We start from the raw sequence: 13,656 nt of genomic DNA on the forward strand, positions 1-13,656 counted from the left end.
GCGCCTGAAAACGGGAGCATTGAAATGTCTCACTGGAATGGATTTGTGAAGGCCGCAGCGATAGGCGGCCTTGCCGTCCTGCTGTTGGCAAACGAGGCCACAGCGGAAGACTTCGTCAATACGGGCTATTTCGGGGATGTGGCGATCAAGGGCTACGACCCGGTCGCCTATTTCACGGATGATAAGGCCGTGGAAGGATCGCCCCAATATTCCCATCACTGGCTGGGCGCCACCTGGTATTTCGCCAGCGCCGAGCATCGTGACATGTTCGTCAAGGACCCCGGAAAATATGCCCCGCAATATGGCGGCTACTGCGCCGATGGCGTGTCGTTCGGAACGGTGACCACCAATATCGATCCGAATGCCTGGCGGATCATCGATGGCAAGCTCTATATCAGCTATGATCCGGGTGCGGCCGAAGGGCTGGTGAAGAACCCGACGAAGGTGGTCGACTCCAAAAAGCACTGGTCGGAAGTGCAGAACATCCTGATCTCGGAGAAGGCACAGAAAGACTGGCAGCATCCCTCTGCCCAATAGCTGCCAGTCGGCCGTCAGCCCCCGATCGAGAAGAATTTCAACGCCTGCGGCGTGACATGCACATATATCGCGCCGGGCTCGTCGGCAGCGCGATTGCGATAGACGTTGCCGCAGACCATCCTGTCGAGGAAATAGCCCGGGAATTTCTCGCAGAGCCAGTCTCCCCTGATCTCGACGGTGCCGGTAATATTCGTATTGGCGCTGCGATAGGCGGTATTGCCCGCTTTGTCGAAGAACTGGACGAATTGCGTGCCGTTGCGATGCTTGCCGGTCCAGGTCTTGTCGCTGATGAGATCGCGCAACTGCTCGCCGGTGATCTGATCGGCCTTCTCGCCCTGAAATCCAAAGGGCCATTCGGGAATTCCCGCTTTCTGCAGCCTGCTCAAATGCAGGTTCAGATCGTCCTTGCGCCAGTAGTCGTAGAGATAGCTGTAATAGGTCAGATTGCTTTCGGGAAAGAGCGTCAGCAGCTTCGTCTTCTCCTGCAGGCTGCGTTTCTTGTCGCCGTCCTCGATATAGGCTGCGGTCAGGAATTCGCGCGCAGCCTCCGCATTGGGAAGCGCGTCGCGGGCCGCCTCCATCAGCGAAATCGACCGGTCGTCATCGCCGATGATGTAGAAGACGATACCCGCCAGCAATTGGAAGCCGGGAGATGGCGAAGGATCGAAGCGCAGCGCCTTTTCCATCTCGGTGGTTGCCTGGTCATGATTGCCGATATGAGCGAGCACGAGGGCCAGATTGCCATTGGCTTCAGCGTCGCTCGGCTGCGCCTGCACGGCACGGTTTGCCGATATCAGCGCCTCCGTCTGGCGCCCGTCGACCAGTTGCAGGAGGGCAAGGACCGTATGCGCCCGCGCATTGTTCGGATCGATCTTCAATGCCTGCCCTGCCGCGTCATAGGCGATCTTGCGGGCCACTGCCGCCGACCAGAGGATATTGTAGTCGTTGCGCCAGACATCGACGGCGATGCGCGCGATCCCCGCATGCGCATCGGCAAAGTTCGGATCGAGGTCGATCGCCTTCTGATAATAGGACAGCGCCTCGCGGTAGGTCCCCACGTCTCCATAGGTGAGGCCTGCCTGCTCGGCGCGCATGTAATAGTCGTAGGCTTCGAGATTCTCCGTCGGGATCTGCGCCAGCTGCGTGCGCTCGCCCTCACTGAGCCTGATGGCAAGTGCTGCAATGATCTTGCTGATGACATCATCCTGGACCGCGAAGAGATCGGCATATTCGCGGTCGTAGCGCTCGGCCCAGAGGGAAAGGCCGCTCAGCGCATCGATCAGTTTGACATTGATGCGCAATCGCGAGCCTGCGCGCTGCAGCGTCCCTTCAAGGACGTAGTGAACACCGAGCTCGGCCGCCACATCCTGTATCTTGCCGCCATCATCGCGCACCGCAAAGACGGAATGGCGCGCGATGACGAAGAGGCCGGAGACTTTCGACAGTTCCGTAATCAGATCATCGGTCAGGCCTTCTGCAAGATGATCGTGCTGCACGTCGCCGCTGACATTGATGAATGGCAATACGGCGACGGACGGCTTGTCCGGCAAAGGATAGGCAAAGCGTTGGGTCAACGACGGGTTTTCGAGCAGCGCCCACGGCTGCCACCACAGCGCCGCCCCGGCCAGAATGAGCAGGATGGCAGCCGCAGCCATTGCCGCGACGCGCCGGCGGCTGAAATACTTTCGCAAATTGCTGAACTTCCTTGCTGCCGCCGGATCGAACACGACGCGGTAGACGCGCACGGGCTCAGCGATGCTTTTGACCCTTTGCTCGCCGAGCGAAACGAAACCGACATCGAGCTTCGATTTCACCTGGTCGTAGGCTGGCCCGGAGATCGCGATCCCGCCGGGCTCGGCGAGCGCCTGCATACGGTCGGCGAGATTAACGCCATCACCGTGGATATCTGTCCCCTCGACGATAATGTCACCCAGGTTGATGCCGATGCGAAAAGCCAGACGAAAATCGGCTGGTATCTCCGCATTGTGCTTCGCCTTCAGCTTCTGCACGTCCACCGCGCAGCGCATGGCCTCGACCACACTGTGAAATTCGACCAGCAGACCGTCGCCCATGGTTTTGACCAGCCGCCCGCTATGCTCGGCTATCAGGGGCTCGACGATTTCCCTCATGTCTGCCTGGAACCGTAGACGCGTTCCCTCTTCATCGACCTGGCTTAACCGGCCATAGCCCACGACATCGGCAATCAGCACGGCTGCAAGGCGGCGCTCCATGTCAGTCTCTTCCCCCGAAAGGACGACAGCAGCATCTTACAGCACCGCTATGGCCGATACCATCGACGACGAAAGGCTGTGAATCTGCGCCTTTGTCATGTCACTGTCATATTCTGCATAGGTGGCATGCCAAAATGCCCATTGTTGCAGCGCCGCGCACAAATTACATGCTCGCCGGCTAACAAAAATAACAAAAGTGAACTTTGCTATGCACTTGATTTTCAAACGCCGCAAAAGCGGCCTCATGCGACGGATCGTCAACAGCTTCGATTCTGCCCAGCAGCGCTATCGTGATGCGCGCGAGGCAAGGAAGACCGCGGTCCACCCCTCGTTTCTGGACGATTTCGGCATCTGACAACGCGAGTGCTCCAGCTTAAGGAGCGCTCGGCAACCCCTTGGGCCGGGTCTCATCGCCCCCTCAGGCAGCCTTCTGATCTCCAGATACCATGCCGGTATCCTGCCTGATCTCTCCCTTCTTCAACATGATCCCACAGGCAAACGCGACGGCGGAAAACATGAAGAAGAACGATTCGCCGATTGCCAGCCGGTTGTTGGAGTTGGACAGGATCGTTCCAAGGAAGAATAGCGTCACCATACTATAGGCCAGCAGGACGCTGAGGCTAATCAGCCTGGCTCTCCACGCGGCAAAAACTCGGCTGTACATGCCTGTTGCCAATATGGCGAAAACGATGATGCCGAACAGCCCGTGACGGACGAGCATCTCGAAATAGCCATTATGGAGCAGCGTATAGGGCACGCCGGCATAGGTGGTCGAGCTCCAAAGTGTGAGCCAGTGATTGCCTGCACCGAAGAGGGGCGCCTGAGCAATTACTTCCGAAGCATTCGCCCAGAGCTGCAGCCGCTCGCTCATCGATTCCGGCGTATCTTTTGACGCGATCGCAGCAACCACAGCATTCCACATGCCATGCGCAGAGATATCAGTCTCGATCCGCGCGGTGGCCTCGTAGGTCGGACCAGCAAACCTCCAGATATCATCGCCGCCGACAAAAAGCGCTGCTGCGAGGAGAGCGACGACGACAGCCCCTACCAGCGCGGCCCGGCGTCTGTTTGCATAAAGCAGCAGCGAGGCCAGCATGAGAGGTCCGACGAGGACGAGGCTCAGCCAGACCCCTTTCGCCTTGGAGCCGTAAATGTTGAAAAGGCAGAGCGCGATGATGAGCGTCGCGACGGCAATGATCCAGCTGCCGGAACGGCGCTCGAGCTTGCCGGTCTCCCAGGCATGCAACAGCCAGTAGAAGGCACCGATCATCAAGAAGCCGCAGCCGATCGCACCATGGATCAGGTTGTTATGGAAGAGCGGCGAAATACGGTCGTCGCCTGCAAGAATCAGCCGGTAGTCGGTGGAGATCAGCAAGGCGGCAAGGGCGATCGAGAAATAGATCGCAAACACCGTTTCGATATGTTTCCGGCTGGAATAAAGTGCGATGCCGACAGCGGGGAAAAACAGCGGAAAGGCGTAAAGCCAGTCGGACGCACCCTTCTCACCGTCGACAACAAGTCCAAAGAGGAAGCGCAGCAGCGCGTAGGCGCCCCAGGCAAGGCAGGCATTGGCGAGCCAGTCTCGCCTCAGCAGCCAAAGATTTGGCTTGAACCAGACAAAGGTCGCCCCGATCAGCAACAGCGCCGCATAGCGATAGCTGTCGCTCTCCAGAATGGGAGCCGAAATCAGCAGCAGCCACAGGATGACGAGGACGGGCTTGAGACGGGAGGGCGTGGCAATCGGCTCTTCGCTCGCTACCATAGAGAATACTGCACCCTTCTAGCATAGTCGGCGGCGCGAAGCAGATGCGTGACGGAGCGGCGTATTCCCTTGAATTTCTGCCGCCTGTAGTCGAGCTTCGTCGCAATCGCCGTTTCGTGGCTGTTCGGCCCTAGCTCTATCAGATTGTTCTTGACCGTAAAGGTATTAACCTCGGTCGACCACCCGCGCTCTAATGCCACATCGAAGGGATAGACCATGACGTTCATGGTCCTCAGAAGCTTCTTGGCGCCGGATCGGGTGACCAGATAGCAGGCGGCCGAACCTTGCGGCCCATGGATGCAGCGGCCGATGGCATCGCCGAATTTCGTCGTCGCCTTCTGCATGAAGCCCTTGGACCGGTGGTTGAGCAACTTGACCAGTTCGGCTTTCGGAATCGCGGCAAGCACAGCCTCTGCACGTTCTATCAGATCGGCCTTTAGTTCAACGTCATCTTCCATGATGATCGCCGCATCGTTGCTGCTGTCGAGAAACTCGGTGAGCGCCTTGACGTGACTGCGATAGCAGCCGTGCTCGCCCGGCAAATAGTTCCTGCCATTGCGAAGAAGGAATTGCCGCTTGTTGATGTCAGCCTTGTCGTGCGGCTGGATCTGCGAGCCATCCACCCCGGATATCCTGACGACGTCGAGCGCCAGTGAATTGGCTTTCCGCGAAAGCCCTTCCCAGCGAGCGATGGAGCGATTCAGGTTGATGACATAGGCACCGATTTTCATAAAAGCGAAACTTCAGCGTGAGACAGGAATGCGGTTCTTTATAAGTCGAGGCTTAACCGCGGGCAACATCCGCACGCCCAGATTACCTACCACGCGTTGATTACCCCCTACACTCTTTAGTCGAAAGCAATCATCGTGATAAAGCAATTCTCATATCGATTCCTGCCGCAATAGCTTCACAATCCGCAGACACAAAGCTCTCAGGGACGCAAACAGCCGAGGAATAAACATGGCGCCGAACTACACCAAGACTGCCCTTCTGACAGCCTTTCTGAGCGTACCGCTTGCGGCATCCGCTCCGCTTCTGGCGCAGGAGAATCGGCCGCGCGAAGCGGTCATCACCGTATCAGGAGAGGGCGAATCGGCATTGGCTCCCGATATGGCCGTCGTCAATCTCGCAGTGATCAAACAGGCAAAGACCGCGCGCGAAGCGCTCGACGAAAACAACAAGGCGATGAGCGAGGTGCTGACCGCACTGAAGAAGAGCGGCATTGCCGACCGCGACCTGCAGACCTCGGGCTTTTCGATCCAGCCGCAGTACAACTACCCGCAGCCGGTCGATAACCAGCCGCAGCCGCCGCAGCTGATCGGCTATCAGACCAGCAATTCGGTCACCGTTCGCGTCCGCGACCTGTCCAAACTAGGCGAGATCATGGACCAGTCCGTCACGCTCGGCATCAACCAGGGCGGCGATATCCAGTTCACCAACGACAAGCCGGAAGCAGCCTTGGAGGCAGCCCGCAAGAACGCTGTCGCCAATGCGATCAAGAAGGCGAAGACATTGAGCGAAGCCGCCGGCGTGAAGGTCGGCCGCGTCGTCGAGATCAGCGAGAATGTCGTGCGCCCGATGCCGCAGCCGGTCTACCGCGCCGCAATGATGAAGGAAGCCTCCGATGTCGCCGCCGTTCCCGTTCAGGGCGGCGAGAACAGCTATAATGTCACCGTCAGCGTGACTTTCGCAATCGAGCAATAACCTTCGCAGGGCGCTTCGGCGCCCTGCCCCGACGGGAAGGCCGCTCAAAAGAAAACCGCCCTGCTGTCTGCAAGGGCGGTTTTTTATGCGATGGACGATCGTGCGCCTGGTATCAGCGGCGCAGGAGCGGGCAACCGCGAACGTTGCCGAAGGTCATCTCGCTCGGGCCGCGGCGGCTCCAGCCCTGCACGATAACGCGGCGCGGGGTGATATCGACGACGCGCGTGCGGCGCAGGCCGTAATCCTCGGCGATGTTTTCCGCCATGCGCGGATCGCAGCCGCCACGCGGTGGGCGCCCGTAGCCCGGTGGGGGTAGAGGCGGACGGCCATAACCCGGCGGCGGTGGTGGCGGACGGCGCCAGTCCGGCGGAGGCGGACCACGGTCCGGTTCGCCGATAATGATATTCACCTGGGCTGCAGCCGGCGCAATGGTGCCGACCAGCGCAGCAGCGGAAAGAAGGGCGGCAAGCCCCGCCTTCGCCAGAAACTGCATCATGAAAAGATCCTCGTGGTTGGTAGCCGCGGGCAACTGCCGGAGCTGTTCCGGAATCACTTACACACAGTTACGAGAGAACACAGGCGAAAGCGTCGCGGTCAAGGCAAAACGGCCGGAGCGCGAGTTTTCCGGGCTCCGGCTGAACGAATTAGCGATACATGAGCGGGCAGCCGCGCACATTGGCGAAGGTCATGCGGTCCCAGCCACGGCGGTCGCGGCCGGCAACGACGACACGGCGGGGCGTGATCCTGGAAATGCGCACGTCTCGCAGGCCGGAATAGCGGGCCTTGCGAATGGCCTGCATTGGCGAGCAGCCACGAACCGGCGGGCGGTGATAATACTGCGCCTTGACAACGAAATCCGTCTGGGGCGCAGCGAAAGCGGCGGAGCCAGCAAGCGGAATGGAACTCAAAGCGAGCAGTGCGGCAAGCGAAGCCTTGGCAAGGAAATGCGACATTGGGTTTGTCTCCTCGTAGTGTTTCCTCGATCTCCCGTTTGGGATTGTCGCAAGACTAAACGCACGAAGCTGAATGCCGTTCGAACCATCCATTCAGTTGGCATTCACAAGGCGTAATGATCTCACGGACTCAAATGCAGCACCACATCGCGCCGGTGCGGACGGTCACGGTGCTCGAAGAGATAGATGCCTTGCCAGGTGCCAAGTACCAATCGACCGCGACTGATGGGAATGCTGATCGAAACCTGGGTAAGTGCCGCCTTGATATGAGCAGGCATATCGTCCGGTCCCTCTGTCGTATGCACGACCCACTGCATTGATGGATCGGATGATGGCGGCACGAGGCGACGGAAAAAGCTGTTGAGATCCGTCTTCACATCGGGATCCGCATTTTCCTGAATGAGCAGCGAACAGGAGGTATGGCGCACGAAAACTGTCAGCAGCCCCTCCTCCATGCCGGATTGTCGCACGAAGGCTCGGGCTTGATCGGTGAATTCGTAGAGGCCTTGACCACGGGTGGAAAGCGTTACTATTGTCTGGGGCAAGGCGGTCTCCGTCGCGGATTGTCTCACGCGAGGTGGCGCGCCTTGCCCTTGAAGTCAATGGCGGGTCCAATGCTAAAGCCGCAGCAACTCCTCAAAGCCGCCATAGATCATGCGCTTGCCGTCAAATGGCATCTGCCACTTGTCGCTGGAAAGGCGCGAGTCGGCCATAACCTTGGCATTGATCTCGTCGCGCTGCTGTTTCGATTTGTAGAGGATCCAGGAAAAGACCACCACCTCATCATCCTTGGCCATGACGGCACGCGGAAACGAGGTCAATTCGCCGTAGGGCACGTCATTGCCGAGGCACTCGACATATTCGAGCGCGCCATATTCCTTCCAGATCGACCCGGCATAGGCGGAGAATTCCTTGTAGGCAGCGACATTTCCGCGGGGAACGGCGACGATGAAACCATCAACGTAGGACATTGCACTTCTCCTCTCGTGTTAACGTCCGAAGGACGTTCGACGCTGGCCACATCCGACATTGCCGCGTCAATTAACGCCCGCGGCCGATGCCGCGAGGAGACGAGAGCCCTCGGCTGTGCCCTTAGAACTGCCCTACTTCGGGCGACGACAGCTCTTCGATGGAATCGATCCTGTCAGGATAAAAGGCCAGATGGTCCTTGATGTTGGCAACGGCAGGATGGGGTGTCTCATAGGTCCAGATCGCATTCTTCGAACGCTCGCCGCCATCGGGAATGCTATAGTAGGAGGCATCCCCCTTGTAGGGGCAATGGCTCGTGTGGTCGGTTCGCTCCAGCAGCGACATGTCCACATCCTTGCGTGGAATATACTGCACCGGCGGGTAGGAAGCCTCGCGAAGCGTCAGCGCATCATGCGTATCGGCAATCACGCGGTCGCCGAGCTTGACGACGACACGGGAGGGATTGTGTTCGACGGTGATCGGATGATCCGGCCCGGGAATCTTGATCGGCTTGCCTGACATGGATGTCATCTCCGGATTGAGTTCGCTCCGAAAGAGATAGGGTACGCAGGCGAGCAACCCAAGGGGGCGGCGTATTTCATGAGCCCGCAGATGCGGCGCTTAGGAAAGAGCCGCGGAGGCGTCCACCTCCACGGCTCGTGATCTGCTATCCGCTTACCAGCGGTCGAGGCCGAGCAGCTTGCGGCCGAGCGGCGTCAGCTCGGCAGTCTTGGCATTATGCTTTTCCCACTCCCGCGGGTCACCAGGGAAGGCATCACGTTTCGGATGGTCGAGTTCCCGCCATAGGCGGATGCGCTCTTCGCGCTCTTCGGCATTGTCGTATTCGGCCGGGTGCATGGAGATATATTGCGCCATGCGCACACGGTTCTCCGCATGGTTCGGGCGAACGCCATGGGCAAGCAGCGAATTGAAGATCATCAGATCGCCCGGCTCCATGTCAATATTGACGACGGAAAGCCCGGTCATATCGGGATGCATCGGGTCACGATCCTCGGGCTGCGTCTTCACCCATTCCTCGAAATGTTCGAAAAGATAGGGCACGCACTGGAAGCCGCCGACATCGCCGTCCTGCTTCTTGAGGCTCAGCACGCCCTGCACGCCGATCGGCAGCGGCCGGATGGACGTATCGACATCCCAGTGGATGAAGCCGTTCGGATTGCCCTTGACCTTCTTCGGCGGGTTGAGATTGGCGCGGTCGATCGTCACCCACAGGTCTTCGCGGTCCCAGATATCGACGAAGACGTCGTAGACGCGCTTCTCCATCCGGTTATCCCAGAGCGCCTGGTGATTGTAGATCTCCAGCATGCCGGTATTGTTAAGCTCCTTCATCTTGTGCTCACGGCGCTGCGGCGCATACCAAGTTGAAGCGTCGTTCGGATCCTTCTCGTCAAAACGCCAGAGCACCTCCACAAGCCGCTCGACATTCGCTGCAGGAACGGCCTGGCGAACGATGACATAGCCCTTCGTCGTCCAGTGCTGCCAGTCCGCTTCCGAGAGCACCCGCAGCGGCAGTCTCTTCTTGATGTCCTTGAGCTGGGTGGTAACCGACGAAGCCGTCGGATGAGCGTCGCGTTTCACTGCCAGTTCCATGAGATCCTCCCGTCATTGATGCATTCCTGTTGTTTCAGGCAATGGAGGGAGTGTAGCGGCCCATCGCAGCTCATGTTGTGCCAGCTTGGCAAATTATGATACTATTCTAGCGTCAATTATCTGAAAGGCGCTTGATGAGGCCGTATCTCGAAATCCTGCCACGTCACGCCGACAGCTCTTGGAGCATGCTGAACCGGCGGCTGGATGACGCGATCCCCTTCCAGTGGCACCACCATCCCGAATTCGAGCTGACACTCACGTTGAACTCCATCGGCCAGCGTTTCATCGGTGACCATACCGGAGAGTATGAGAACGGCGACCTCGTCCTCGTCGGCCCAAACCTGCCGCACACCTGGGTATCGCGTGCGAAATATAACGAGGCAAACCCGCATGTCGCCCTCGTGCTCTGGTTCCACCCGGACTGGATACAGAAGATGACATCAGGGGCCGTCGAGCTTCGCCCGGTCGAGGCGATGCTTGCTCGCGCCGATCGCGGCCTTCATTTCTCAAAGGAAGCCGCCGCAGCCGTCCGCAACAATATCGAAGCGATCTTTACAAAGCCGCCCGCCGAACGGCTGCTCTCGCTCTTCGGCATCCTCGGCGCCCTCGCCGGCGACCGGCAGGCATCGGCTTTGGCCAGCACACCCGGCCAGAGCCGGGAATTGCAGGAGAGCCGTGAGCGCATCGACCGTGTCCTCACCCATCTGCATCTGCATTATGCCCGCACGGTCGCACTGGAAGAACTCGCCGATATAGCCGCGCTCAGCGTCTCCGGCCTGCACCGGCTCTTCCGCCGCCATACCGGCACCACCGTATCGGACTATCTGATCCGCATGCGCATCGGTGATGCCTGCGCCCGCCTTTCGGCCACGGCCCAGCCGATCGGCCATATCGCCGATGCCGTCGGCTATGGTTCGCTTGCCAATTTCAACAGGCAATTCAGGACGCAGACCGGAATGACGCCACGGGAATATCGCAACGTCTTCCGCCCCGCTTAAACCTTGGCCGTTCGCCGCAGGCTGGTGAGGCCAAGGCCTATGACCGCCGCCAGAACGCAGGCGATCCCGAAAATCTGGTTGGAACCGACCGCTTCTCCAAGGACCAGGAAGGCAAAAATGACGGCTGTTGCCGGCGCAACAGCCGTAAAGAGAGAGGCCTCCGCACCGCTGACGCGCTCCGCTCCCGCATACCAGAGAATGAAACCGCCGACAGTCGGCACCAACGCGTAATAGACGACCGCAACCAGTGCGGGTTGCGAAGCGATGCCGATATCATGATGCTCAAACAAGGCGGGCACACCCGCAACGACGAAGCCGATGGCCGTCATCAGCGCCGACTGCGTCAATGGCAGGATCGAGGTGCCAAGCCGCTTGTTGAGCAGGATGAACAGCCCCTCGCAAACGACCGCGCCGAAAATCAGCATGTCACCGACAAGAGAGCCGCTGCCGGCAGCCGGCGAAAAAGCAATAGAAAAGACGCCGGCCGCCGCCAGTCCGATTGCCAGAAGCAGGAAGCGTTGCGGCCGCTCGCCGAGCACGAGGATGGAGATCGCCGCTGACACGACCGGCAGCGTGCCGATGATGACGCCGGCATTGGCCGCCGATGTCAGCGATAGGCCCGAAATTAACAGCGTCGTATAGCCGACGCTTCCGGCACCAGCCTGCGTGACAAGGATCATCCAGTCCCGCCCGGAAAGCCGCGGCAGCCGCGACCCTGTCAAGTGCATCAGAAAGAGGAAAAAGGGAAAAGCCGCCGCAAAACGCAGGGCCGTCGCCGTAAAAGGCGGCAATCCTGAAGCAATGACCTTGCTGGCGACAACGGTACTGCCGACCGTCGTCATGGCCAATGTGAGATAGATATAACCTGGAAATTCCCTGCTCATCTGCCGCTCCTTTCGAGACAGGGCAAGCAAACAGGCTGAGAGGCCAAGGGTCTTGAACGAAATTGCAAGTGAACAGGCAAGCGATCAGGAATGCCCGCGTGCATAGGTGCCGGGCGTCAGGCCATAACGCGAAACGAAGGCGCGCGTCATATGGCTCTGGTCGGCGAAGCCGCTTTCGGCTGCAGCCTCCGCCAGTGCCGCACCACCAGCAATCAGCCGTCGGGCAAGATGAACGCGGGCCTGAACGAGATAGGCATGAGGCGTGAAACCCGTTGCCCTGGCAAAGGCGCGCAGCACTTGAAACCGGCTGAGACCGCTCTCCCGTGCCAGATCGGAAAGCGAGATCTCGGCGGCCGGATCATCATCGATCATGTTGCGGGCATGAACAATGGAATGCGGTGCCATAGCCTGCCCCTCCCGCATCGCGGTTTCCCGCAGGGCATCGGCAATGACCGACAGAAGCAGCTCTTCGCAGCGCATCCGTTCCCCATCGCCGGTCACAGCGGAAAACAGCACGCGAAATCGATCGGCGAGCAGGCCGTCGTGAATGACAGGGCGCGGAATTTCCGAGCGATTGGCCTCGCCTCCTCCAACCTCTCGCGTAAGACCCTCCATCACAGCAGGATCGAAATAGAGAATGCTCCATGAGCGCGCCTCGCCGATCGGCACCCCGTCATGGACCTCGTTCGGATTGACGGTGATAAGATCGCCGGCCTCCGCCTCTACCAGGCCGCGCCCGCTCAGCGATCTTTGAGCCCCGGAAAAGATGAGACCGATGCCGAACTGCTCATGCGTGTGGCGCGCGAAACGATGGCCTGATGTCGCCACCACAGCTTCCACGCCGGGCACGGACGAGCGCAACATTCTGAACTGACTGGCGGCCATGGCAAACTCCTTCGCGATCGACTGTGCCAGCCGACGGCGAACTGAGCAAGGGAGCGCTAAAAGAACTCATCGAGAAGCCGATAATACTCGATCCTCTTGGGATCGATGATCGACAGGCCATAAGCATTGAGAAACAGCCGCACGAATTCCTTGCCGAAATTATAGGTGATGCTGTGGCAGGCAAGCGCGATATCCTGGTAGCGATCGGCGACACCAAGGCGGCAGCAATCGATATAACCGGCAAAGCGCCCATTCGCTGCCATGAAGTTCGGCAGGCAAGCGTCGCCATGCGCAACGACGAGATTTTCGCTTTGCGGCCGCAGCCGCTGCAATTCGCCGAAGAGGAAAAAGGCGCTTTTGCCAAGCCGCTCTTCGTCGAAATCCGTCTCATCGACGACGCCGGCCCGCATGCGTATTTCAGCGGCCGCGAGGCGCTTGTCCAATCGATGATCGAAAGGACACACCCCGATATCTAGGTTGTGGAGGGTGCTGAGCGCGGAGGCGAGTATCTCGACGCGCTCCTCCGGTAACAGCGCCGCAGCAGTAACGAGATCGGCGCCCGGCAGTGCCGTCATCAGGAGAAAACTGCGTTCGCCATCGCTTTCATGGGCAATGACTTCGGGGCAATCGAGGCCCCGGCTGCGAAGCCAGACAAGTCTCTCGGCTTCATCGGCAAGCTCGCAAAACGGCCCCTCCTCCTCGACCTTCAGGTACAGCCCGGGTCGCTTCTCGCCTTCCAGGCGGAAAACGCAAGCTGAGGAACGGCCGAGCGCATCGCGCCGCCATTCATAGCCGCCGAGATGGCTTCGGAGGGAAACCGGAAGCCTGCCATCCTCCTGAAGCGGAACGACCATGACAATCCTGTTATGGGAAGAAGCTCTGCCTGAGCCGGTGTGGACACCTTAATGGAAGGTTTCGGCCGGTGCACTTTCCAGAAGAATTTCGAAAGCTTCTTCCAGGGCCGCGACCAGAATATCGGTCAGCTCGTCTGCCTTATTTTCCAGAAACATAAGGCTGATAGCTTCTTCCTGACGCTCGAAGAAGTGCTCGATCTCGTTCGACATATCATGTGTCCCTTCTCTACCGTACCATAACGGCCATGGGGAAACGATAGAGATGGTT

General features: G+C 59.3%; 16 protein-coding genes. 3 read left to right on the forward strand and 13 right to left on the reverse strand.

Annotated features, from left to right (window positions below):
* Positions 1 to 24: 24 nt before the first annotated feature.
* Positions 25 to 537 carry a YHS domain-containing (seleno)protein gene (locus FHT92_RS12865; protein WP_183825597.1) on the forward strand — a complete coding sequence of 171 codons (513 nt, stop codon included), beginning with the start codon at positions 25 to 27 and terminating at the stop codon, positions 535 to 537.
* Positions 538 to 551: 14 nt separating this feature from the next.
* On the opposite strand, the gene FHT92_RS12870 is transcribed toward FHT92_RS12865, so the two are convergent.
* From FHT92_RS12870 to FHT92_RS12880, 3 genes are all read right to left on the reverse strand, one after another.
* Positions 552 to 2,768, reverse strand: coding sequence for an adenylate/guanylate cyclase domain-containing protein (locus tag FHT92_RS12870; protein WP_183825600.1), 2,217 nt, complete (start codon positions 2,766 to 2,768; stop codon positions 552 to 554).
* A gap of 418 nt (positions 2,769 to 3,186) precedes the next feature.
* Positions 3,187 to 4,530, reverse strand: coding sequence for an O-antigen ligase (locus tag FHT92_RS12875; protein ID WP_183825603.1), 1,344 nt, complete (start codon positions 4,528 to 4,530; stop codon positions 3,187 to 3,189).
* Positions 4,524 to 5,261 (reverse strand): glycosyltransferase family 25 protein, encoded by a 738-nt coding sequence (locus FHT92_RS12880; RefSeq protein WP_183740966.1) that lies wholly within the window; start codon positions 5,259 to 5,261, stop codon positions 4,524 to 4,526. Before FHT92_RS12880 ends, FHT92_RS12875 begins: the two co-directional genes overlap by 7 nt.
* Before the next feature lie 229 nt (positions 5,262 to 5,490).
* Between FHT92_RS12880 and FHT92_RS12885 the strand changes: the two genes are divergently transcribed.
* Complete coding sequence (locus FHT92_RS12885) at positions 5,491 to 6,234, forward strand: SIMPL domain-containing protein (RefSeq protein WP_183825606.1); 744 nt, start codon at positions 5,491 to 5,493, stop codon at positions 6,232 to 6,234.
* Positions 6,235 to 6,346: 112 nt separating this feature from the next.
* Here the strand turns inward: FHT92_RS12885 and FHT92_RS12890 are convergent, their stop codons facing one another.
* The 6 genes from FHT92_RS12890 to FHT92_RS12915 form a co-directional block, all read right to left on the reverse strand.
* Complete coding sequence (locus tag FHT92_RS12890; RefSeq protein ID WP_183825609.1) at positions 6,347 to 6,730, reverse strand: hypothetical protein; 384 nt, start codon at positions 6,728 to 6,730, stop codon at positions 6,347 to 6,349.
* Between the two features lie 148 nt (positions 6,731 to 6,878).
* Positions 6,879 to 7,187, reverse strand: coding sequence for a hypothetical protein (locus FHT92_RS12895; protein ID WP_183825612.1), 309 nt, complete (start codon positions 7,185 to 7,187; stop codon positions 6,879 to 6,881).
* 122 nt (positions 7,188 to 7,309) lie between these two features.
* Complete coding sequence (locus FHT92_RS12900) at positions 7,310 to 7,732, reverse strand: secondary thiamine-phosphate synthase enzyme YjbQ (protein WP_183740976.1); 423 nt, start codon at positions 7,730 to 7,732, stop codon at positions 7,310 to 7,312.
* Positions 7,733 to 7,804: 72 nt separating this feature from the next.
* Positions 7,805 to 8,158, reverse strand: coding sequence for a DUF1428 domain-containing protein (locus FHT92_RS12905; protein ID WP_183825616.1), 354 nt, complete (start codon positions 8,156 to 8,158; stop codon positions 7,805 to 7,807).
* 121 nt (positions 8,159 to 8,279) lie between these two features.
* Complete coding sequence (locus tag FHT92_RS12910; protein WP_183825618.1) at positions 8,280 to 8,678, reverse strand: DUF427 domain-containing protein; 399 nt, start codon at positions 8,676 to 8,678, stop codon at positions 8,280 to 8,282.
* Between the two features lie 153 nt (positions 8,679 to 8,831).
* The gene (locus FHT92_RS12915; RefSeq protein ID WP_183740985.1) at positions 8,832 to 9,767 is read right to left on the reverse strand and encodes a phytanoyl-CoA dioxygenase family protein; all 936 of its coding nucleotides are present in this window, start codon (positions 9,765 to 9,767) and stop codon (positions 8,832 to 8,834) included.
* Positions 9,768 to 9,901: 134 nt separating this feature from the next.
* On the opposite strand from FHT92_RS12915, the gene FHT92_RS12920 reads away from it, so the two are divergent.
* On the forward strand, positions 9,902 to 10,765 hold the full coding sequence (locus FHT92_RS12920) for a helix-turn-helix domain-containing protein (RefSeq protein WP_183825621.1): 864 nt from the start codon (positions 9,902 to 9,904) through the stop codon (positions 10,763 to 10,765).
* Here FHT92_RS12920 and FHT92_RS12925 read toward each other — a convergent pair.
* The 4 genes from FHT92_RS12925 to FHT92_RS12940 all read right to left on the reverse strand — a co-directional run bounded on the left by FHT92_RS12925 (position 10,762) and on the right by FHT92_RS12940 (position 13,598).
* The gene (locus tag FHT92_RS12925) at positions 10,762 to 11,649 is read right to left on the reverse strand and encodes a DMT family transporter (RefSeq protein ID WP_183825624.1); all 888 of its coding nucleotides are present in this window, start codon (positions 11,647 to 11,649) and stop codon (positions 10,762 to 10,764) included. The genes FHT92_RS12920 and FHT92_RS12925 overlap by 4 nt on opposite strands.
* 84 nt (positions 11,650 to 11,733) lie before the next feature.
* Positions 11,734 to 12,534: an AraC family transcriptional regulator gene (locus tag FHT92_RS12930; RefSeq protein WP_183825627.1), complete on the reverse strand. Its 801-nt coding sequence runs from the start codon at positions 12,532 to 12,534 to the stop codon at positions 11,734 to 11,736.
* Between the two features lie 56 nt (positions 12,535 to 12,590).
* Positions 12,591 to 13,388, reverse strand: coding sequence for an APH(3')-II family aminoglycoside O-phosphotransferase (locus FHT92_RS12935; RefSeq protein ID WP_183825630.1), 798 nt, complete (start codon positions 13,386 to 13,388; stop codon positions 12,591 to 12,593).
* 48 nt (positions 13,389 to 13,436) lie between these two features.
* The gene (locus tag FHT92_RS12940) at positions 13,437 to 13,598 is read right to left on the reverse strand and encodes a hypothetical protein (protein WP_183825633.1); all 162 of its coding nucleotides are present in this window, start codon (positions 13,596 to 13,598) and stop codon (positions 13,437 to 13,439) included.
* Positions 13,599 to 13,656: the final 58 nt, after the last annotated feature.

The organism is Rhizobium sp. BK377 (genome assembly GCF_014193935.1).
Classification (GTDB): domain Bacteria; phylum Pseudomonadota; class Alphaproteobacteria; order Rhizobiales; family Rhizobiaceae; genus Rhizobium.